This is a genomic window from uncultured Flavobacterium sp., from assembly GCF_963974175.1.
Lineage (GTDB): Bacteria > Bacteroidota > Bacteroidia > Flavobacteriales > Flavobacteriaceae > Flavobacterium.
In genome coordinates this window covers 251,636-272,372 of sequence record NZ_CAXBBR010000002.1, presented here as the reverse complement: position 1 = coordinate 272,372, position 20,737 = coordinate 251,636, and the positions used below count along the sequence as shown (strand labels likewise).

General features: G+C 35.1%; 15 protein-coding genes and 1 tRNA gene. 3 read left to right on the top strand and 13 right to left on the bottom strand.

The window, feature by feature from the left end; genetic code table 11:
- Positions 1 to 21 precede the first annotated feature (21 nt).
- Positions 22 to 1,311: a peptidoglycan DD-metalloendopeptidase family protein gene (locus AAC069_RS04105; protein WP_339919232.1), complete on the top strand. Its 1,290-nt coding sequence runs from the start codon at positions 22 to 24 to the stop codon at positions 1,309 to 1,311.
- 81 nt (positions 1,312 to 1,392) lie between these two features.
- Here AAC069_RS04105 and AAC069_RS04100 read toward each other — a convergent pair whose 3' ends face one another.
- The 5 genes from AAC069_RS04100 to AAC069_RS04080 all read right to left on the bottom strand — a co-directional run bounded on the left by AAC069_RS04100 (position 1,393) and on the right by AAC069_RS04080 (position 7,022).
- Positions 1,393 to 2,337: a transglutaminase family protein gene (locus AAC069_RS04100; protein ID WP_339919231.1), complete on the bottom strand. Its 945-nt coding sequence runs from the start codon at positions 2,335 to 2,337 to the stop codon at positions 1,393 to 1,395.
- Between the two features lie 5 nt (positions 2,338 to 2,342).
- The gene (locus AAC069_RS04095) at positions 2,343 to 3,296 is read right to left on the bottom strand and encodes an alpha-E domain-containing protein (RefSeq protein ID WP_339919230.1); all 954 of its coding nucleotides are present in this window, start codon (positions 3,294 to 3,296) and stop codon (positions 2,343 to 2,345) included.
- Positions 3,297 to 3,327: 31 nt separating this feature from the next.
- Positions 3,328 to 4,764, bottom strand: coding sequence for a circularly permuted type 2 ATP-grasp protein (locus tag AAC069_RS04090; protein WP_339919229.1), 1,437 nt, complete (start codon positions 4,762 to 4,764; stop codon positions 3,328 to 3,330).
- Positions 4,765 to 5,131: 367 nt separating this feature from the next.
- A complete protein-coding gene (locus tag AAC069_RS04085; protein WP_339919228.1) occupies positions 5,132 to 5,986 on the bottom strand; it encodes a polysaccharide deacetylase family protein in 855 nt (284 codons plus the stop codon).
- Between the two features lie 10 nt (positions 5,987 to 5,996).
- Complete coding sequence (locus AAC069_RS04080; protein ID WP_339919227.1) at positions 5,997 to 7,022, bottom strand: hypothetical protein; 1,026 nt, start codon at positions 7,020 to 7,022, stop codon at positions 5,997 to 5,999.
- A 313-nt stretch (positions 7,023 to 7,335) separates the two neighbouring features.
- Here AAC069_RS04080 and AAC069_RS04075 point away from each other — a divergent pair, with 313 nt between their 5' ends.
- On the top strand, positions 7,336 to 9,420 hold the full coding sequence (locus AAC069_RS04075) for a TonB-dependent receptor (RefSeq protein WP_339919226.1): 2,085 nt from the start codon (positions 7,336 to 7,338) through the stop codon (positions 9,418 to 9,420).
- Between the two features lie 242 nt (positions 9,421 to 9,662).
- Here AAC069_RS04075 and AAC069_RS04070 read toward each other — a convergent pair whose 3' ends face one another.
- The 6 genes from AAC069_RS04070 to AAC069_RS04045 form a co-directional block, all read right to left on the bottom strand.
- Positions 9,663 to 10,118: a cytochrome c gene (locus tag AAC069_RS04070; RefSeq protein ID WP_339919225.1), complete on the bottom strand. Its 456-nt coding sequence runs from the start codon at positions 10,116 to 10,118 to the stop codon at positions 9,663 to 9,665.
- A 142-nt stretch (positions 10,119 to 10,260) separates the two neighbouring features.
- On the bottom strand, positions 10,261 to 11,376 hold the full coding sequence (locus AAC069_RS04065; protein WP_339919224.1) for a PQQ-dependent sugar dehydrogenase: 1,116 nt from the start codon (positions 11,374 to 11,376) through the stop codon (positions 10,261 to 10,263).
- 104 nt (positions 11,377 to 11,480) lie between these two features.
- Positions 11,481 to 11,804, bottom strand: coding sequence for a hypothetical protein (locus AAC069_RS04060; protein ID WP_339919223.1), 324 nt, complete (start codon positions 11,802 to 11,804; stop codon positions 11,481 to 11,483).
- Positions 11,805 to 11,978: 174 nt separating this feature from the next.
- A complete protein-coding gene (locus tag AAC069_RS04055) occupies positions 11,979 to 15,413 on the bottom strand; it encodes a DUF3427 domain-containing protein (protein WP_339919222.1) in 3,435 nt (1,144 codons plus the stop codon).
- Entirely contained in the window at positions 15,406 to 15,801 is a 396-nt protein-coding gene (locus AAC069_RS04050; RefSeq protein ID WP_339919221.1) for a (deoxy)nucleoside triphosphate pyrophosphohydrolase, read from the bottom strand. The genes AAC069_RS04055 and AAC069_RS04050 overlap by 8 nt, the downstream gene beginning before the upstream one ends.
- A 1,271-nt stretch (positions 15,802 to 17,072) precedes the next feature.
- Entirely contained in the window at positions 17,073 to 17,597 is a 525-nt protein-coding gene (locus AAC069_RS04045) for a hypothetical protein (RefSeq protein ID WP_339919220.1), read from the bottom strand.
- 643 nt (positions 17,598 to 18,240) lie between these two features.
- Between AAC069_RS04045 and AAC069_RS04040 the strand changes: the two genes are divergently transcribed.
- Entirely contained in the window at positions 18,241 to 18,639 is a 399-nt protein-coding gene (locus AAC069_RS04040) for a DUF2452 domain-containing protein (protein WP_339919219.1), read from the top strand.
- 244 nt (positions 18,640 to 18,883) lie between these two features.
- Here the strand turns inward: AAC069_RS04040 and AAC069_RS04035 are convergent.
- A tRNA-Asn gene (locus AAC069_RS04035) sits at positions 18,884 to 18,957 on the bottom strand.
- Positions 18,958 to 19,060: 103 nt separating this feature from the next.
- A complete protein-coding gene (gene rseP, locus AAC069_RS04030; RefSeq protein ID WP_339919218.1) occupies positions 19,061 to 20,404 on the bottom strand; it encodes an RIP metalloprotease RseP in 1,344 nt (447 codons plus the stop codon).
- Positions 20,405 to 20,737 lie beyond the last annotated feature (333 nt).

Below are 20,737 nucleotides of genomic sequence, written 5' to 3'. Positions count from 1 at the left end.
TTGCAAAAATATATTTTTACGATGCCAAAATTTCTCCTTAGCCTACTGTTTATGTGCATGACTTCTATGATGTGGAGTCAGTCTTCGCAACAAGAAAAGTTAGAACAACGAAAAGCCGAAATCCAAAAGGAGATTAGAGAAAATGAGAAGATGTTGCAAAACGTTAAATCAAAGGAAAAATCGGCGATGAATGTGTTTTTGATCCAAAAAAACAAAATCAGACTGAAAGAAACCTTGATCAATACTACCGAAAAGCAAACTAAACTTTTGGCGAATGATATGTATATTAATCAAATGAAAATCAACAAACTCAACAAAGAGCTTTTGGTTCTCAAAGAAGATTATGCTACGATGATAGTGAAGTCATATAAAAGCCGTTCAGAACAAAGTAGGGCGATGTTTATTTTGTCTGCAGAGAATTTTTTACAAGCTTATAAAAGAGCGCAGTATTTGAAACAATACACCAGCTTTAGAAAAAACCAAGGAGAAGAAATAAAAACTAAGTCAACGGAACTAGTTAACTTTAACGATAAATTAAACGGTCAAAAAGTAGCCAAACAAAAGCTCTTAGTTGAAAACAAGAAAGAAAAAGAGACACTTGAAAAAGAGAAGCAAGAACAGGAAAAACTGGTAAATTCAATTAAGAAAGATAAAAACAGAATCGTATCTGACATTCGAAAAAAACAACGCGAGTCTAAAACTATTGACAAGCAAATTGACCGTTTGATTCGTGAGGCGATTGCTGAAGCAAATAGAAAAGCAGCATTAGAGAAAGCAAGAGCAAAAGCATTAGCAGATAAACCAAATGCAACGCCAAAAGAGGTTGCTGCTGCAGTTGCTAAAGCGCCTGTATCTTCTTCCAGAATTGAGCTTACGCCAGAAGACAAATTAATTGCAGATAGCTTTAAAGCAAATAGAGGAAGCCTTCCTTGGCCAGTAGAGAAAGGATTTATATCATTAGGATACGGAGATCAAGCACACCCTATTTACAATACCTTAGTCATTCACAATAGTGGTGTCGAAATCACTACGAATGAAGGTGCTACGGCGAGAGCAGTTTTTGGTGGAGAAGTAGCTAGTGTGATGGTGCTGTCACCAGTAAATAAAGCGGTAATGATACAACACGGGGATTATTTCACGATCTATCAAAACCTAAGTTCGGTGTCTGTAAGTAAAGGAGATAAAATTAGTATCAAACAAAGTTTAGGTAGAGTGAGAACAAATGGAGATACGGGTAAAACGGTAATCAAATTTCTATTGCTGCAAAATACGACTTACACAAATCCGCAAGGATGGTTGTCGAATAAATAATTATTGTGTTACTCCATTAGGGTAATAAACAAAAAAAGCGAATCATATGATTCGCTTTTTTTGTTATGAGTTAGTTCGTTATCACTGTTGCTGTTGTTCCGCATCATCTAGTTCTTTTTGAAATTCAATAGATACGTCTTGCAGTTGCACATCGTTTACTTCTTCAAAATGCCTGCCGTCTTCATAACCTATAGAAACGGATACAGATAGTGTTTGCTTAGCTAATCCTAATCCTTTAAACGTTCCTTTAATAGGCGTGCATTCATTAAAATTAAGGCCTACAGAGAGCTTAACATGATTGTCCATAGTCCAAATGTTATTGGTAGGGTCTATACCAAGCCAACCTTGTATAGGGGAATAAATTTCTACCCATGCATGTGTTGCACCTTCACCCCGAAGCCCGCTTTCATTAGGACATATGTATCCACTCACATACCTAGACGGAATACCAGCAGTTCGTAGAAGCTGTAATAGGACAAGGGCAAAATCTTGACAAACTCCTTTCCGATGTTCTAAAATTTCGTCTACTGTGGTTTCGATATTTGTAATTCCTTTGGTATACGTAAAATTAGTAAATACATATTCGTTGCATTGTTGTGCAATTTCAATAATCGATTTATCACTGTAATCAATTTCTTCTAAGATCTTGATGATTTCTATTTGCTTCGTAATTGTTTCGGGGTACGAGAGTCGTAATAAGTAAATATCATTTTCTAGTTTAGTTAGTAAGTCGGCTACTTTTACATTGTCTATTTCGGGTATTTTTTGTGAATGTGTAGTGCGTACTAACAGCTTAGTTTTAACAATCATTTCTGAGTGTGCCTCCATGATATTAAAATTACCCACGCGATTTCCGTGGTAATCCATAGAAATCGCTACCTCTGGGTTTTTTGTAATCGAAAGCTGAAATTGCAATACATCTTGATTTTCAAAATTATGCGGAAACAATCTAATTTCATTTATACTTTCTTTAATTGGCCAGTTATATTGGTATTTTGTGATATGTACAATATTAAAAACAGCCATTTTTTTTAGGAATAAGAGAAGAATAATTTAGAAAAATCTATCGAAAATTGAGTTATTTCTGTTCTTGTATTATTCAACAAATCTTCTAATTGTTGATTTGTAAGTTGGTGATAATCGGTAAACTCCAACGAGCTTTTTAATCGACCAAATTGGTTGCGCATCGTTACCGCTTCGCTTGCATTATTGTCTTTTAAAATGATATTTAAATACGATTCTATTAAGGTTAAAGTATAGATTACGGAGTGAGCAAAATCCTTATTAAAGATTAAGTGTTGTACTACCTTGCGATTGTGAGCAATGTTACTATAGCTTTTTTGATAAAATTCATAGCCAGAAAGGGATAGCAATAACTTTCTCCAATAGAGTAAATCCTCTTTGCCATCTAGATTATAATTAATAGGCTCATAATAAGATTGTGTCATAGAAATGGTTTGTAAACATCTTTCAATGTGTTTTCCAATTCTTGAAAATGACCAACCCAAACCTCTAGGCATAGTGACTTGATAAATACCATTGTACAGTAAAAAATCTTTATTCAGTTTACCTAAAATGGTCATTGCTTCTGGAGTTTCTAGTTTCTTGGGCAATTCTGGGTCATTAATAAAATGATACATAGAGTTAATATGTTCCCATAACTCTTTGGTTATTTTATCTTGAGAACCTCGTGCATTTTCTCTCGCTTTAGAGATAAGACATTTAATAGAGCTCGTGTTTGTTGCTTCACATATAATGTGTTTTAGAACAAAGTTAGTATTGTGTTGTACTGCTAAAATTTCCTCAGAAGGTAAATTAGTAAAGTTTTCTAATAATGGTTTATACCCTTGATAGTCATTTGTTTCTTGATCAAAAGACATGATATAAAGTGTGTTGAGCGTAAGCAACATGCCATCTGCTCTTTCCATGTATCTGTTGAGCCAAAACATCCCATCAGCAACTCGGCTTAGCATATTTACTTCCATAGTGTTTGTTTTATTGGTTCTATTTTATTGACTATTTCATTACCCATGTATCCTTACTTCCGCCACCTTGAGAAGAATTAACAACAAGTGAACCTTCAGTAAGGGCTACTCTTGTTAAACCTCCAGGTACAATTTGCACTCCATTAGGACCACATAAAGCGTAAGGGCGTAAATCAACATGTCTCAGCTTGAGTTCTCCATCTATAAAACAAGGCACTGTGCTGAGTTGAATGATAGGCTGTGCAATAAAGTTTCGTGGATTCTTTACAATAGCAATTTTAGCATCTTCTAGTTCTTTTTCGGAGGCTTTGTTTCCCATTACCATTCCGTAACCACCACTTCCATTGGTTTCTTTGATTACCATATTTCCCATATCGGCAAATACAAATTCACGTTCTTCTAGATTTTCCATCTGGTAGGTAGGAACATTTTTAAGAATAGGTTCTTCGTTTAGATAATACTTAATCATATCTGGTACATAAGCATAAACTGCTTTATCATCGGCAACGCCATTCCCTACGGCATTTACTAAGGCTACAGTACCTAATTTATAAGCACTGATTAAACCAGGGACTCCTAAGGCGCTATCTGGTCTAAAAACTAAGGGATCTAAATATTCATCGTCTAGGCGTCTATAGATAACATCAACTTGTTGAAGACCTGATGTTGTTTTCATATACACCTTACCATTGTTTACCACTAAATCTCTTCCTTCAACTAACGGGATTCCCATTTGTCGAGCTAAAAAAGTATGTTCGTAATATGCAGAATTATATACTCCTGGAGTCATTAAAACTACATTAGGTTTAGAAATGTTTCTAGGAGAAAGTGACACTAAGATATTATGAAGAATCATAGGGTAGTTAACAACCATGCTTACATTGTTAGCGGTAAACATTTCCGGAAAAATACGCTTAGTAATCTCTCTGTTTTCTAGCATGTAACTTACACCACTAGGGCAGCGTAAATTGTCTTCTAAGACATAAAATTCGCCTTTTTCTCCTCTAATTAAATCAATACCTGCTATATGTACATGAATGTCATGAGGTACTTTAATTCCATGAACTTCGGGAAGATAATGCGGACAAGTTGTGATTAGTGCTGCTGGAATAATGCCTTCTTTTACAATGAGTTGCTCATTGTAGATGTCTTCTAAAAATAGATTAAGGGCTCTTAAACGTTGTGTAATTCCTGTTTCTACTTCGTCCCATTCATTTTTTGTAAGAATCCTAGGGATTATATCAAACGGAAAAATTCTTTCTATTCCTTGATCTTCATCACTGTAAACAGTAAATGTGATTCCCTGGTTCATAAAAATGTCAGAAGCCAGACTGTGTTTCTTATTTAAACTTTCAAGACTTAAACCTTCTAATGTTTGCAATACTTGGCGGTATGAGTCTCTTACCCCATCTTTAGAAAACATTTCATCCCATCCCCTTGGGTTTAAATTAGGTGTTAATTTTACCATGTTCTCTGTTGTTGAATAATTAATAAAAAACGAGTTTGTAGCAAACAAACCGTAATTTTTTAGTTAAAAATACGATTTTAATACTTTCAAATAAGTTTTTTATTGCAAAATTAACGACAAATATATTATTCGCTTAAAGTTGGCTTTCTATTTAAGAATTATTATTTTTTTATCTTTTTTTTTAAGATTCAATAGCATTTAATACGGTTCGAATTTCGAACACCCCCTTTTATAATAGGGGGTGCCGTTCAGTAATGATTAAGAAATCAACTTAATAACCCAACATAAGTAATAGTGTTTTGGGATTTACATCCTACGCTATGAATTATCAGGAAAAAAATAGGAGTTGTTTTAAACGACAATAAAATTATTTAGCGAAAGTGGATTCCGTAGCTTTCATCATTCCTTCCGTATTCCAAGTACCGGAAACAATCATACGTCTGATGGTGTAAAGGGGATCGATTGAATCTCTTTTGGTCGAAAGAATAAACGCCATTTGGTAGCCGCTCTTTTTTATTTCAGGAATCGCTGTTGTATTCCACAAACCAAAAGGATATGCAAAATAGGTCACTGGTGTTCCTGTAATTTCTTCCAGTTTTGCCTTCGGTTTTACTAATTGGGTATTCCAGTCGTCCCCTGAGTATTTCGTTACCATGTGATGATCCCAGGTATGTGCTGCGATAACATTACCAGTATCTGATAATTCTTTGATTTGTTCTTTAGATAAATAGTTGGGACGGTTAATGGAAACAGTCATAACAAAAAACACGCCTTTAAAGCCATATTTTTCCATTTCGGCTGCGCCAATGGAGTATTGTTCCCCGCGGGTATCGTCAAAGGTAATCATGATAGGTTTTGAAGGTAGCGGGCCGTCGTGTACTAAATACTCGTACAATTGCGCAGGCAATATCGTATGATATCCTGCTGCTGACAATGCTTTCATTTGCGCTGCAAAATCGACTGGTTTTACCGTATAGACTTTGGTCATAGGACCAGCACTAGCATCAAAATTCTTAATATTGTGATAGCACAAAATAGGCACTTCCTTTTTGGAAAGGATGGTCGCCGCATCATTGGTCACTTTTTGTACTTCGGCTTTTTGTTCAACCTCATTTACCACAGTTATTTTCTGTGGAGCTTCTTTGTTAGTTTCCTCTGCTTTTGATTGGCAGCCTTCTAAAATAACAAGTCCTAAAATCAGACAGGCGAAATAATTTTTCATTGTGCTGTATTTATTGAAATTGAATGTAGCTTGGTTTTGGTGTGAATTTCAGCAATTCTTCAGGAGTGTACATTTTCCAGTTATTCCAATTGTCATTTTTGTAAAACAATTTAAATCCAGTAAACTGCACCGGCTCTCTATAAATATAAGTCAGGTAGGTCGATCTTTTCAAGACTTTGCTTCCAAAGCCGTCCATATCCATCACTATTTGCACCTCAGGAAGCTTTTTTATTCTTTTATAGTCAGTTACCATTCCTTGGGTAAAACGGTGTACAACAAGAACTTTAGGTGTTAGCTTGTTTTCGCGAACGACCTTAGCCAGAATGTCAATGGCGTCATTGATATCATCAGCCGTAAAACTACCAATTTTAGTTCCTGGAACGTGTCCGTTTTTTAGTGAAAACTCAGGGTCAATTCCTAGGTGAACATTAGGTAAAGAAAGATATTTTACAAGTTCAGTCACTTCTGCCTTAACAGTGCTGTGTCCTACTTGAATATCTAAAAATACCAAAGCATCAATGGGTTTTGCCCATTTAAGAACCGTGTCTATTTGTTTGAATGGCATACGCATGCGGTGCATATTGTCTCTTCCGGGCGACCCTTGTGCTGTTACTGCAATATAATGCAAAGCTGGGATTGCTTTCGTAGTAGAATCTGCGGCCTGCCATTTAGCTACTTCTCCTTGTAATTGTTTGATCATTTGGGCTCTTGGGATTTCTCCTAAGATTCCCATTCTTGTCGAATATAAATTTCCGTAAAAGGCGATAATTCTATTGTATGGCAATAATGCGCCCGGTAATGGATAAGGCGTTTTTACCGGCCATCTTCCCGTGGTGTCGTTATTGCTTAAAGCCAGCATTCTTCTATTGTAGTCCGCAGTATCGATTGTAGTGACCGCTTTTTTCTTCACAGAATCAACGGCGACTACAGCTGTTTTTTCAAGCTCATTTTTTTCTTCGGCAGCTTTGCTTTTATTGCAGCTGGAAACAAAAATGAAAAGCGAAGGAATAAGAAGTGCAAGTGCGTAATTTTTCATAAAATAAATCTTGGGTTTACTACAAAGGTATTGTTTTAAATGAACGGCGTATGCATTAAAAAAGTATTCTGAAGCCCTATTTTTTATATAATTCACAGATAGTGTTGTGGAGATGGTTAATAGTAGCTTTTTGAAAAAAGTATAGCTTAGTAAAGCGGATTAGAATTGCAGGAAACAAACTATAAATTGACGTGGACAAGGATTAGTTTTTAGATAAAATCATTAAAAATTTCATTCTACGTCAGTTTTTGATTGCAAAGCAGAATACCCTAACTTTATAACCCTTTTCTACTCTTAATTTAAAATCAAGTCGGTGTACAATAAGCTCCATTTTTTTTCCCTATTTATGCTATTGCAGCAAGGCGCTGTTTTTAGTCAAATTACTAAGGATACCACGGCACTTGCTGCAGTAGCCGTATTAGCTTCTCCTACAAAAGCCACACTTCAAAACACGGCTGCGTCCATATCGGTTATTAGCAGAAAGGAGCTCGATAAAAGCGACGGTATCATTTTGACTTCGGTACTCAATAAAATTCCGGGGTTGTATATGCAACAAGGCGCTTTGAACACCATTAAAATTAGTATTCGTGGAATTGGTTCCCGTTCGCAGTATGGAACCCAAAAAATAAAAGGCTATTTCGAAGGCATTCCGTTAACTACTGCCGAAGGCGAATCGACGATTGAAGATATTGATTTGGAAACTATCGGTAGTATCGAAATCATTAAAGGACCTAATAGTACGAGTTTTGGTTCGGGTTTGGGAGGTGTTATCCATTTGTTTGCTCGTGAAATCCCTACTGATGAATTCCAAGCTAAATCAATCACAACCTTTGGAAGTTTCGGACTCTTGAAACAAAATTTTTCAGCGAATTATGGTAAATCTTCCACTATGGGTTCCGTTAATTACAGTCATTTACAAAGTGACGGCTTTCGCCAAAATTCCTCTTATGACCGAAAATCATTAACACTACAAGGCCAACAAAAGATAAATTCCAAAGGAGAATTATCCTTTATCGGAATGTATACCCAACTCAAAGCCTACATTCCCAGTTCTATTAACGAAGACGATTTTAACAATAACCCCGAAAAAGCAGCAAGCAATTGGGCGCAGGCGCAAGGCTATGAATTTTATGATAAATGGATGATGGGCGTGGGCTACCGTCAGCAATTGTCCTCAAAATGGTCTCTTAAATCCAGTATTTTTTCGAATATTAAAAAAGCCTACGAGCCACGACCTTTCAATATTTTGGAAGATGAAAGTAGCAGTATTGGTTTCCGTTCTAGTTTGAATTATAAAAACACACTTTTCTCGGTGCCATTTGAGTTGAGTTTAGGTACGGAGGTGGCTTTTGACGATTATACTTTTTCTCTTTTTAAAAATCTATATGCATCGCAACCCAATCCAGGAAGTGTTGCTGGAGCCGAATTCAGCAAGAAGCAACAGAAAAGCAGTTACCAAAATTATTTCGGACAAGCTGATTTTTCATTGTCGGCAAAACTTCATTTAGAAACTGGTTTGGCGTTTAATACCACACGCTATTCCTTGCGGGATCTTTTTGCGGAAGCGGCAACAATTCCAGACCTAGCTTACACCTTTGGGGAAGTAGTATCACCAAGAGCGGGACTTTCCTATAGTTTCACCAAAACCAAAACAATTTATGCCTCGATAAGTAAAGGTTTTTCGACTCCATCCGTTGCGGAGACACTGACTCCCGAAGGACAAATTAATACCAACCTAAAGCCTGAAGTAGGGTGGAACTATGAACTGGGATTGAAGGCGCATGGACTGAACAATAAATTATACACGGAGTTGACTTTTTTTAGTACTCAAATTACTAATTTATTGGTAGCAAGACGCACCGCCGAAGATCAATATATAGGAATCAATGCCGGAGCGAGTTCGCATAGTGGGATGGAATTTCTTGTCAATTACCAACTTTTACAAACAAGCCAGTATCAAGTGTCAACTTATTTTTCGGCGGCAGTGAATCGTTTTAAATTCAAGGATTTTGTGGATGGTACAAATGATTATTCAGGAAACCAACTCACGGCGGTACCGGATGCGCAATGGAATGTGGGTGTGGATTTGAGTACTACTAGTGGATTTAAACTGCACACTGCTTTTAGTAAAGTAGGGGCGATGCCGCTAAACGATCAAAACTCAAAATACACCCAAGCTTATTCTCTTTTAGATCTTAAAACAAGCTATACTTTTATGGTTTTAAAAAGTTTAAAAACGGAGCTTAGTACGGGAATAAACAATGCAATTAATACGCAGTATGCAGCTAGTATATTGCCTAATGCAGTGGGTTTTGGTCAGGCCAAACCAAGGTATTATTATCCCGGAAATCCGCGGAATTATTATGGAGGAATTAGCTTGAGCTATCTTTTTAAGTAAAAGCTTGAGTTTAGTTCCAAGTAGAGCTGCATCCGTTATTTTTTAATATATATGATGGAACGCGGATGAAACGGATTTTAGCGGATTATCGCAGATTGTAATTGAAGAAGTTAATAAAATCCTTGTCATCTGTTGGCTGTTTTTCGTTTTAGGCGACATTGAAGACAGTCATTGCACAAAAAACACTTCCCGAAATAAGTTTTAGATAAACTTAACTGACGTTTTTGATAATTTCAACCTACTTACTTTTTTACCAGTGCTACTTCTTCAAGGCTAACACTCTTTTTTTGTTTGTTGCTCCAGGAATTCATGATGTAATTCATTACATCCGTTACTTCTTGATTGCTGAGTCCCATGGCGGGCATGGCACTTTTAAATTTCTTGCCATTGACCACTATAGGACCACTTAATCCAAATTTTAGCGCGTGAATACTCTGGGTTCTTTTTTCGGTGAGCCAATTGGATCCGTCCAAAGTAGGGAAATTAACTCCGTCTCCTTTTCCGTTTACCAGGTGGCACTGCATACAAAAATCAGCATACACTTCTTTTCCGTCGGCGATGCTTTTTTGTAAAGGCGTTTGTTGTTGGATTACTAAAATAGGGAGGTAGTTCGTTTTTGAACTAACACTTGGATTCGAATAGTATAAATAAGCGGATGCAAACAATGCGATTCCGAAGTGTAGTTTTGTGATTATCATTTTAATCTCTTTAGGTTTAATTGCGTAAAGTGCTGTTTCGATTTTTTTGCCACAGATTCACTGATTAAAAAATGATTTTTACTATCTGTTAATCTGTAGCTATTATTTCACTAATACCATTTGGACTTTTTCTCGAGGTAATTTAATTAGGTATAATTTTTACAATTCCTTTTCCTTCTACCGCGAGATAAATATAACCGTCCGGTGCTTGCGCCACGTTACGTACGCGACCAATATCGGTGGCTATTTTTTGTCGGCCTGTGATTTTATCTCCGTCTAATTTTACTAATTCGAGGTATTGAAATTTCAACGAACCCACGAGTAAGTCTCCTTTCCATTCTGGATAACGGTCGCCGGTTACAAAGGTCATTCCCGAAGGAGCAATAGAAGGAACCCAATAGTATATTGGATCTTCCATACCTGGTTTTTGGGATATGTTACTAATGCTCGTGCCGTCATAGTCTATACCATAGGTCACCACAGGCCATCCATAGTTAGCGGCTTTTTTGATAATGTTGATTTCGTCACCTCCTTTTGGACCGTGTTCGTGATCCCAAATAGCGCCTGTAACGGGGTTTTTTACTAAACCCTGCGGATTACGATGACCATAAGAATAAATAGCCTCTTTGGCGCCTACTTTCCCTACAAAAGGATTGTCTGCGGGAATGCTGCCGTCATCGTTCAGGCGGTAAATTTTTCCATTATCTCGGGTGATATCTTGTGGATTGACAAAATGTGCTCCGCGTTCTCCTGCCGAGAAATACAAATAGCCTTCGTTGTCAAAAACGATACGGGAACCAAAGTGCTGTCCCTTGGTTGTATTGGGTTCACATTTGTATAGGGATTGTATTTGGGTGAGACTTTCATTTTCGAGCTTGACTCTAATGAGTTTAGTGTTTCCGCCTTCTCCCTCGCCTTCTGTGGAAGCGTAGGTGATGTAAATCCAACCATTTTTGGTATAATCAGGATGCAAGACAATATCGAGTAAACCGCCTTGACCGCGATTATAGACTATGGGAACATTTTTCACTTCGGTTTTTTTGCCATTTTTTACGTGGTACAAAATGCCGCTTTTCTCGGTGACTAACATGGAGCCGTCCGGCAACCAGGCCATTCCCCAAGGAATGGGAATTCCATCAACAACGGTTTCCAAAGTATAGTTTTTTACTTCCTCCTGAAGCGCGACATCGTTTGGATTGGGCTGTGCATGGCAGCTCAGTATAAAAAAAGGAAGTAGCAACAGTATGATTTTGTTCATGATTTTCTTTTTTAAAACGGGTTTGAATAAATCCTAACATTCGAAGATAGTAAAAGAAGAGAAGCGAAACAATCTAATTTAGAAAGCTTTGTAAAAGCTATTTTTTAAAATGGCATTACGTCTAAAAGGATTTGATTGTTGTTTTCCTTTACCTTTATTAAAAGCAGCGAGTGTTTATGGATATTGTCATAAAAGCTATAATCAAGTACTACTTTGTCTGTGTCGTCTGTTGACTCTTCAATCTTTAGGGTTAATTTTCCTTTTGCTCTAATGTGAGCTTCGTTTAGCATGCCTTTAAAAAAATGATAGAAATCCATTTTATTGGGCGCTTCAGTTTGAACATCTGCAGACATCAAGAAAGATAAGAAGGACTCAGGGGTGTTATTGATGCAGGATGAAATCAATTCAGCCTTTATTTTTTCATTCATTTTTTTAATATTAGGAATGGTTTTGAAATGTGAAAAATTAAATCACTTAGGTGAATATATTTCACTGTTTTTCTTGTAAATAGTTTGTTTATAAGGTAATCTAAGATGTTAAATCTGTGGGAGCGGAAGCTGGTTTACGATATTAAAATGAATATTTTGAGATCGAATCATTATTTAACTATTAGAGGTAATAATTGAAACGAATTCTCCAACAACTCTCATTTCTGTGCCATTCTCGTCATTAATAATTATGTTTTCATAAGAATCGTCAAAGGAATTTGGTCTCAAAACAATTGAAGTATGTTCCCAACCTTCTTCAGTTACTACTTTTTCACTTGAATACGTTTTAATCGTAAAAGCAGAATTGAAATCTTGATCTTGAATATCAATGTTTTCAACTAAAACTATTTTTCCGTTTCTACTGCCTCCTGTATAAGGTTTAAATAAACAAATCGAACCGTTTGGAATGACTCTATTCATTGATTCTCCAACTATTTTACATGCGAAATATTCGTTTTTAGAGTTTGCGGGTCCTTCAATCAAAGTGAAATCTCTTTCAGATTGTATCTCACTAAATGTTCCTGCTGCTGCATAAAAATCATAAAGAGGAATTGGATTCCTTATTGTTGGTTCAAAATTTATAGTTTCTTGTAATGGAATAATCACATCCTTCTTTTCAGGTTTATTAACCTTAACTGTTGCCTTTTGTTCCAGATAGGTATACATAGAAGTTGAAACAGGGTTTGCTAAATTGAAACGAATTTTGACAACTGAAACCTGTTTGCCACTATCATTTTTCATAGTGGTTTGTTCAACCTGATTCAATTCAGGATTTACTTCTCCCATATAATAGAAATCAAGTCCTTCATCATTATTTTTTTTGATAAAAAGAGGAAGTCTAATAGCTCCGTTTTTTCCTAAAATAGATTGAACATCTTTACTATTTATCTTTCTATTAGATTTTGACATCCAATCAAATTCTTTATTGTTTACAAATCTATCCTCATATTTTGTCGATTCAGATATATCATCTTCTTTATGATAGTTAACAAAAATAGGACAATGTGTATTGTCGAGACTTACTAAATAACCTCCAACATTTTGAGCTACAGGATTTTCTGAAGCATTTAAAATTCTAAAAACATCTTTACGAGAGTATTTTCGATAAAGTACAAATCCTTTCTGCCAATCGTTAGGAACAAATAGTTTGTCAAATTCGTAAATAGAATAATTTGTACAATCAGTAATGTGTTTCTTAAAAGTTTTGTTTTTTAAGTATGAAAGAAATGTACTTGAAAAGTATAGGTTTCCATTTTCATTATTTAGAATGTCAAAAGCATAGATCTCTTTTACTGAAATTAATTTACCTTCTTTTTTTTCTCTAATGAATTCAAAATTTAGATTTGAAATACAAGATTGAATGGTTTCATCAGAAACAGTGTAAAGATATTTTTTTAAAACAGCTTCTTTTAAGTCATTAAGAGAGAGAGTTTTGTAATCAATTAATAATTTGATAATTAAGCTTTCTTCAACTCTTTTGGAGTTGTTTATTTCTTTAGAAAAAAGCTCTAAAAGTTTAATCTCTTCTGCAGATAATTCTGACTCGAAGTCCTTCTCAACTTTGATAATGAAGTTATAATAAGAACTGACGTAATTTACATACAAATATGGGTCTCTAGAACCATGTTCTATAAAATCCATCATCATTGGTATTCTGCCAAGCTTAAATTTCAATAAGTTGTAATCTTTTTTCAAATCAGAGAATAACTGCATGTTTGCAGAATCAATGGATTGAAATATTTTCTCTTTTGTAATTTCATCAAAATTAATAGTCGAAGAACCTGGAATCATCCTACTGCCTTCTGTAATTAACTTCCTTAAAGTATCCTTATTGTAAGAAGTGTCGCCATATAATGCAATTGGGATTAGATAATTGTTTTCGTAGTTTCCGATGAAATCAATTACAGTTACATAGCTTTTTCCATCAACTTTTCTTAACCCACGGCCTAATTGCTGAATGAAAATAATTGCTGATTCAGTTGGTCGAAGCATAATAATCTGATTGATTTTTGGAATATCAATCCCTTCATTAAAAATATCAACGGTGAAAATGTAATCAAGCTTTTCATTTAAGTTATCCGATTCTAATCTTTCAATCGCTTTCGCTCTTTCTTCTTCTGTGCTATCACCAGTTAAGGCAATGGTTCTATATCCTTTTAGATTTAATAAAGCGGAAAGTTCAATTGCTTCTTTTTTTCTTGAACAAAAGATCAAACCTCTGGTTATGCCGTTGTCACTCCCGTAAAAATTTGCTTTTTCAATGATTCTGTTTACTCGTTCGTTAGAAACTAATAAGTTAAACGTCGATTTGTTATCAATCTCATTATTATCAATTAGTAAATCAGTGACACCATAGTAATGAAATGGACTAAGCATTTCTTCTTCCATTGCTCTGTTCAATCTGATTTCGTAAGCAATATTGTGGTCAAATAATTGAAATATATCATTCCCATCAGTTCTTTCAGGAGTGGCAGTCATTCCTAAAAGGAATTTTGGTTCAAAATAGTCGATTAATCGCAAATAGGAATCTGCTCCTGATCTATGAGTTTCATCGATGATGATATAGTCAAAATGATCTTTTGAGAAGTTCTCAAGATGTCTAGATTTTGATATAGTTTGAATTGTCGAAAACACAAAATCACATTCTAATTCTCTTTTTTCACCAGAATATAATCCCATTGTTTTATCCTTCCCGAAAACTCTTCGAAATGTTTTTAATGAATCTTTTGCTATGGTCAATCGATGTACTACAAAAAGTAATTTTTTAGGATTAAAAGCTTTTGCGTCGAATGCTGATAAATAGGTTTTTCCTGTTCCAGTAGCAGAAATTATTAATGCTTTATTCTTTTTATCGTTTCTTAAATTCTTTAAATTTCCCAATGCTTCTATTTGCATTGTATTGGGAGTTATTTTCGTTAGAATTTCATTTAATTCCTCTGTTTTACTTGTGAGAAATTGCTTTTTATAAATCTCTTCATAACGAAAAATATAATCAGTTGTAACTGGTGTTGCTTTTTCAAAATCAGTTTGAAATTCACCAAGTACATTATGAACTAAACCACTTTCATCTAAGGCCGAGACTTTAATATTCCATTCCTTATTTGTCGATAATGCATTGTCCGTTAAATTACTACTGCCAACAATTAGATTATAATGATCATTGTTTTTAAAAATGTACCCTTTTGCATGCGCGTTTCCAGTTGTAGCAATACGTAAATCAATATTTTTAAATTGTAGTAGCCTTTTTAATGCTTCAGGTTGTGTGAAGTTTAAATATTGAGAAACTAAAATTTGACCTGTTATTTTCCGATTTTCTAATTCTTTTAGTTTGTTAATTATGGTTGCAACTCCACTTGCTGTAACAAATGCTACGGAGATATAAAACTGATTGCAATTTTCAAGCTCTTGAAGTATTGTTGAAAGTACTTTTTTTGGTGGATTTTTTTGATTGACAAGCAACTCTGGTTGATAAGCTGCGTCAGATAAAACATTTTTATCCACGTAGCCAGTTTGTAAACTGGAATTGAAAATTTGAATTAACTTATCCATTCATTATTAATTTATTTACAATCGGGATGTCTGCCGCTGCCCAATCAAGCTTTCTTAGTTCGCTAATAGGTAACCATTCTTGAGCAATATGTTCATTTAGGATGAGTTCTTTAGATGTTGCTTCACAAATAAAACTGTGCATTGTCAGTTCAAAATCTGGGTATTGATGAGTAACTGTGAGAAATAAAGATTTGATATCTGTTATAATATCAAGTTCTTCTAGTAATTCACGTTTTAAAGCTTCTTCTTGCGTTTCACCTTGTTCAATTTTCCCACCTGGAAATTCAAACTTCTCAGAGATATATAAGATTTTATTTTTAGGTCTTTGGACGCATAAAATTTTATTCTCAAAATATATTATTGCAGCTACTACCTCAATTTTTTTCATTCTTAACCTCTGTTTTACTTTGAATACTTACCCTGTAATATTTTTACAATGTTTCGTCTGCTTTTTACTGTTAAATTGTGCTTTTAGTTTTTCTCAAATATAGCGAAACCACTAAGTAAAAAAGTGCAATATATTGAACAATTTATCAACAAACTAAGTTGTTTGCGGTGAATATATGTTATTCCTATAAAATCAAATCCCCTAGCCCTGACCGAAGTGGAACTCCTTATGCAAGGGCCTTGTATGTTTTTCTTTGGGCAAAAGAGCGACCGGAGGAAGCTCCTTTTTGGCCGTAGAAAAAAACAAGGGCATCAATAAGAGTGGAGCGTAGGGCAGGATAAAGCTCCTGGATATAAATCGTCTTCGGTTTAAAAATGAAAAAGACCATCGTTACCGACGGTCTCTTTCTTCAGGATAGTTGTTTAACCAAAACCAATTAGAATAACCGCTATCCCTAAGGGGGCAAAGCCATTTGAGATAAACTTTGGTGGGAAATTCCGCCGGGCTCCAGAAGCTGCTGTTGCAGTCAAGAACAGCGTTGCCAATGTAGGCGGTATTGAAACTTCCCTTAGCCAACACTCTTTTCCAAGGTGCTTTCTCCAAAGTTTTATTTTTTATAGTTGTAGTTCTGATGTTTATCAAAGCTAACAGACTGCGGCAGTTTTTGCACTTGGTTTCCCGTAAAAGGAGACTGTTTTCTACTGTTTAGGACGCTAAAAAACCAAAACGATAGTAGCAAAAAAGACTATCGTTACCGATAGCCCTTTCTTCACTTTGTGTACGCATCCAAAAAACCTACAAGAATAATGGATGCTGCAAAGCAATATCGTATGCTACTGAGAACAAACTTAAGGGAGTTTATTGGTCTTAGTTTACGGTTTCCCGTAAAGGCCTGATTTTCTTTGTAAATAGTTTGCAAAAAAGGATGATAATTTCTTTTAGAGGGCGGGGAGACTAGCTTTTTTGAATGCGGAGAAATGAAAAAAGAGTCAAATAAAAAACCATCTGGGAGGATGGCTTTTGCGTTTGTTGCGATTATTACTGTTTTTTAGATTGCGGCAATAGGTTGTTTAGATGATTTGCTCCTTTTTGATTCGTTGGCGGTAAGTAGAAATTTAAATGTGATTTTGTATTGGGCAGCGCGTTAATTGAGTTGGATTCTAACTGCTAGTTTAAACTGGATAAATTTCCAGTTTTGTATACAACACGATGAATTTATTTATTAGTAGTAAATCATGTGCTGGTTCAAACTAATGTTGACCGTAGTGTGTTTAATATTTAACGTACCATTTATAATTGATCATGGCCCAGCCCTCAAAATTTTCTTTCTTATTCACCACTGGATATTCATGTTTCCAACCGTCAACGAGTAAATTTCCGTCCTTTTCGATTACATAGGTTTGAACTCCTTTTTCTTTAGTATTATTTTGAAGAGACAGGACGTTTTCTTTTGTTAATTCACATCTTGGACAATCTATGACGCTTCCATCATTATAATAGGCACGCAAGCCCAGTTTAGAATAATACAAAAATCGTAGTTTCCTGTTTTTAGATTGTTCTTTGTTATTTGTATCAGTTGAAGGAGTTTGTGTTTCTGCACCGATTTCTTGTTCGTTCAGGCTAGATTGAGTTGTGTCAAGCGCCTCTGTTGGTAGACCTTTCTCTCTTAACTCTAGTTCTTTTTCTTTGAGTTGCAATTCCTTTGTCTTAAGTACTAACTCTTCTTGCTTTGCTTTTTGATCATTGCAGCTAAAAAGGGATAAAGAAAGCGCGATAATAAGTATAAATCTTGTCATTTTGTTTTGTCTAATAGTTCTTATAAGTACTGAAAATCAGCTATGCAATCCGCAATATGGCTTTTGTCTACCTAGATTAGGTGTGTTCTTGCCGTTAGGAGCTTGTTTTAATATGTAGCAAGTTATTTATTTAATCAACAGTAGCAAAAGGAATACTCGCTTTTAGTGGTATTTCGGTTTTTATTTGGTGTTATTTTTTATTCTTTCATCCGCTTATTCGGTTTTCTTCGAATTATTTTGCTGCAACGCTCTAGTTTGATTTGCTTTTTTGAATAAGCCAGAACTCTGAAACGATTTCGATGGGTACATCATTATATAAAAGGAGAGTTGCTGTAAAGGTTTTCCTGTCGCTGTGGTGATTCAGGCTTTTTAGATTGCTATTAGAGCAGCAATTTCTTTACAGAGGGAATTGGACTTCTTGTTGCTTATTGATAGGAATATGCTCTTGGTTTTACATTAGATCGATGTGGTTTTTGTTGCCGAGTTACACTGATCTTCGTCAAAACATCATTTCTTTTTTTAAAATAATTAATTTCTCAAAAGCGAACTAATTATTTTTGTTTAACTTTGCGTAATATATGTTAAACAAAATATGTTTTAGGTCTTGATAAATATTTTGTTGTATTCAAATAAAACAAAGAACATGAAAAGTAAAATACCCGATAACGTTGTGTTTTCAGAAGAGGAAGGATTTAATGCCAATATATTGCCTTATGCTACAAATGTGGGTGCGCCAGCAATTAGAATGGATGATGTGGTGTCGTGGAAAAGTAGAGGGATTAGTAATGTAAACAAAGAGTTTGAAAATAAGTTTAATGAACTCAAAACACAATATCAAAATCTAATGGAGGAATACGAGTGGAATGAATTAGTTTATAATTCTAAATTTTCATTTGAGCCCGTGGTGGGCGAAATCTATCATTTATATCGTGACGCGTCAGGGGAGAATTTTCTTTCGCTGATAGGACCGCAAGAATGGAATAAGGAGCACATTGGCACTTTTAAGTTGAACAGTGATAAGAAATGGATATTTCTGCAGTAAGAATAGAATGGTAATTTTTTCATCCTGAATGTTTCGATTATTTAGATCTAAATAATTCGCGCGTCAATGTTGTTTTAGAAGAGGACCTCGAGATTTTTGATAGGCACCTTTTTATTAATAAAACGGGTTGAGGTTGTTGTGAGGAGGACGCACTATTTTCAATATGATACTGTAAACAATAGTTCGTTTCAGTTTAAAGCAAAAAAAAAGCCTTTACATTGCTGTAAAGGCTTTCTGCTTTTCGCTCCCTCTCTTGGGCTCGAACCAAGGACCCTCTGATTAACAGTCAGATGCTCTAACCAACTGAGCTAAGAAGGAAACTGAGCGATAAATTGTAACGTGTGTTACAGTTGTAAAGCGGTGCAAAGATAGGCTATCATTTGATTTGTGCAAACAAAAATTAAACTTTTTTTAATTTTTTTTACTTCCCTACAATTGCCTTGTAAATATCGTTTCCGTTAGCAAATAATAACAGCGTTATAAGTAATACAAAACCAACCATTTGTGCGTTTTCAAGGAACTTGTCACTTGGTTTTTTACCACTAACAATTTCATATAATAAAAACATCACATGACCTCCATCTAGTGCCGGAATAGGCAATAAGTTCATAACACCAAGCATAATTGATAGCAAAGCGGTGATAGTCCAGAACGTTTCCCAGCTCCAAGTACTCGGGAAAATATCAAATATGGCTTTAAAACCACCTACTTGTTTGTAGGCTCCTGTGCTTGGACTGAAAATCAATTTCAGTTGTTTTCCGTATCCTACTACTTGGTTTTTTCCTTTTGTAATTCCTACCGGAATCGATTCCATGAAGCCAAATTCTTGTTTGCTCACTTTGTAGTAGCCTAATTTTTCCATTGAAGCAAAACTTAATCGGCCAATTTCAATACCTAGTTTTCCGTCACTGTTGACCTTAACTTGGGTTTGTACTTCTTTTTCATCGCGCAATACTGTTGCAGTAATAGTCTTTCCTTTATTGCTTTCTAATATAGGAATCACTTGATCGTAGTATTTTGCTGGCTGTCCGTTTAGTGAAAGCACAATGTCTTTAGGCTGTAATGTCTTGTTTAAAGAAGTCTCAGGAACACCAGTAATAGCAAATGGCATTCTGATGTCTAATAAGGTTCCTTTTTCAAATTTAGACAATTGATCTACAAAATCAACAGGCATTTTTATGGTTTGCTGCGTCCCGTTTCTTTCGATAAGAACTTCTTTTCCCAATATAATTTTCATGTTGATATCATTGTCGAACTTTGCGATTTTTGTACCATCAACCGAAATGATTTTATCTCCTGTTTTAAAACCGGCATTAATCATCGCTTGATTTTCAATCAACATACCGTCTTTCAAATCTGAATTGGCAATATAAGTATCACCATAGGCAAAGGCCATTCCGATATAGATAATAAAAGCCAAAATGAAGTTTACCGTAACTCCACCTAACATGATAATCAATCGTTGGTAAGCTGGTTTAGAGCGAAATTCCCAAGGTTGCGGTGGCAATGCCATTTGCTCCTTGTCCATACTTTCGTCAATCATCCCTGAAATCTTTACATAACCACCTAGCGGCAACCATCCGATTCCGTATTCAGTCTCTCCAATTTTCTTTTTTATAAGGGAATATTTAACGTCAAAAAACAAATAGAATTTTTCGACTCTGGTTTTAAATAATTTAGCAGGAATAAAATGTCCTAATTCGTGAAGTATAATAAGTAATGATAAGCTCAATAAAAATTGAGAAAGCTTGATAAATAGATCCATTTTTAAATTTTAATTCTTTTTATGACCCACAAAAGTAAGGTTTTCTATTTGTATAATTTGCAATAATTGTTCCACAAGGGTTTAAAAGTTTGTTAATTAATGGAATTTGAGTTTTATGTTTCGGCGATGTCCCCTAACTTTACTTTTTAGAAAAGTGTGGTAGGTACCCACAAGCCAAGAAAAACATTTTTAGATACCCGTCTTTTAGAAAATGCCGCTTTTAGGTATTGACTGTCAGCTTGTATCTTTTTTTTGTAATGCTTTTGCAAAATATACGAAAGCAGGTACGACTTGTGTTGCTTGATCAATTTCTCCATTTATTATATTAACCTT

Bases quoted from the DNA above. Each gene is read 5' to 3' on its own strand.
- AAC069_RS04105 (WP_339919232.1), top strand. From the start codon at position 22: ATGCCAAAATTTCTCCTTAGCCTACTGTTTATGTGCATGACTTCTATG.
- AAC069_RS04100 (WP_339919231.1), bottom strand. From the start codon at position 2,337: ATGGCTGTTTTTAATATTGTACATATCACAAAATACCAATATAACTGG.
- AAC069_RS04095 (WP_339919230.1), bottom strand. From the start codon at position 3,296: ATGGAAGTAAATATGCTAAGCCGAGTTGCTGATGGGATGTTTTGGCTC.
- AAC069_RS04090 (WP_339919229.1), bottom strand. From the start codon at position 4,764: ATGGTAAAATTAACACCTAATTTAAACCCAAGGGGATGGGATGAAATG.
- AAC069_RS04085 (WP_339919228.1), bottom strand. From the start codon at position 5,986: ATGAAAAATTATTTCGCCTGTCTGATTTTAGGACTTGTTATTTTAGAA.
- AAC069_RS04080 (WP_339919227.1), bottom strand. From the start codon at position 7,022: ATGAAAAATTACGCACTTGCACTTCTTATTCCTTCGCTTTTCATTTTT.
- AAC069_RS04070 (WP_339919225.1), bottom strand. From the start codon at position 10,118: ATGATAATCACAAAACTACACTTCGGAATCGCATTGTTTGCATCCGCT.
- AAC069_RS04065 (WP_339919224.1), bottom strand. From the start codon at position 11,376: ATGAACAAAATCATACTGTTGCTACTTCCTTTTTTTATACTGAGCTGC.
- AAC069_RS04060 (WP_339919223.1), bottom strand. From the start codon at position 11,804: ATGAATGAAAAAATAAAGGCTGAATTGATTTCATCCTGCATCAATAAC.
- AAC069_RS04055 (WP_339919222.1), bottom strand. From the start codon at position 15,413: ATGGATAAGTTAATTCAAATTTTCAATTCCAGTTTACAAACTGGCTAC.
- AAC069_RS04050 (WP_339919221.1), bottom strand. From the start codon at position 15,801: ATGAAAAAAATTGAGGTAGTAGCTGCAATAATATATTTTGAGAATAAA.
- AAC069_RS04045 (WP_339919220.1), bottom strand. From the start codon at position 17,597: ATGACAAGATTTATACTTATTATCGCGCTTTCTTTATCCCTTTTTAGC.
- AAC069_RS04040 (WP_339919219.1), top strand. From the start codon at position 18,241: ATGAAAAGTAAAATACCCGATAACGTTGTGTTTTCAGAAGAGGAAGGA.
- rseP (WP_339919218.1), bottom strand. From the start codon at position 20,404: ATGGATCTATTTATCAAGCTTTCTCAATTTTTATTGAGCTTATCATTA.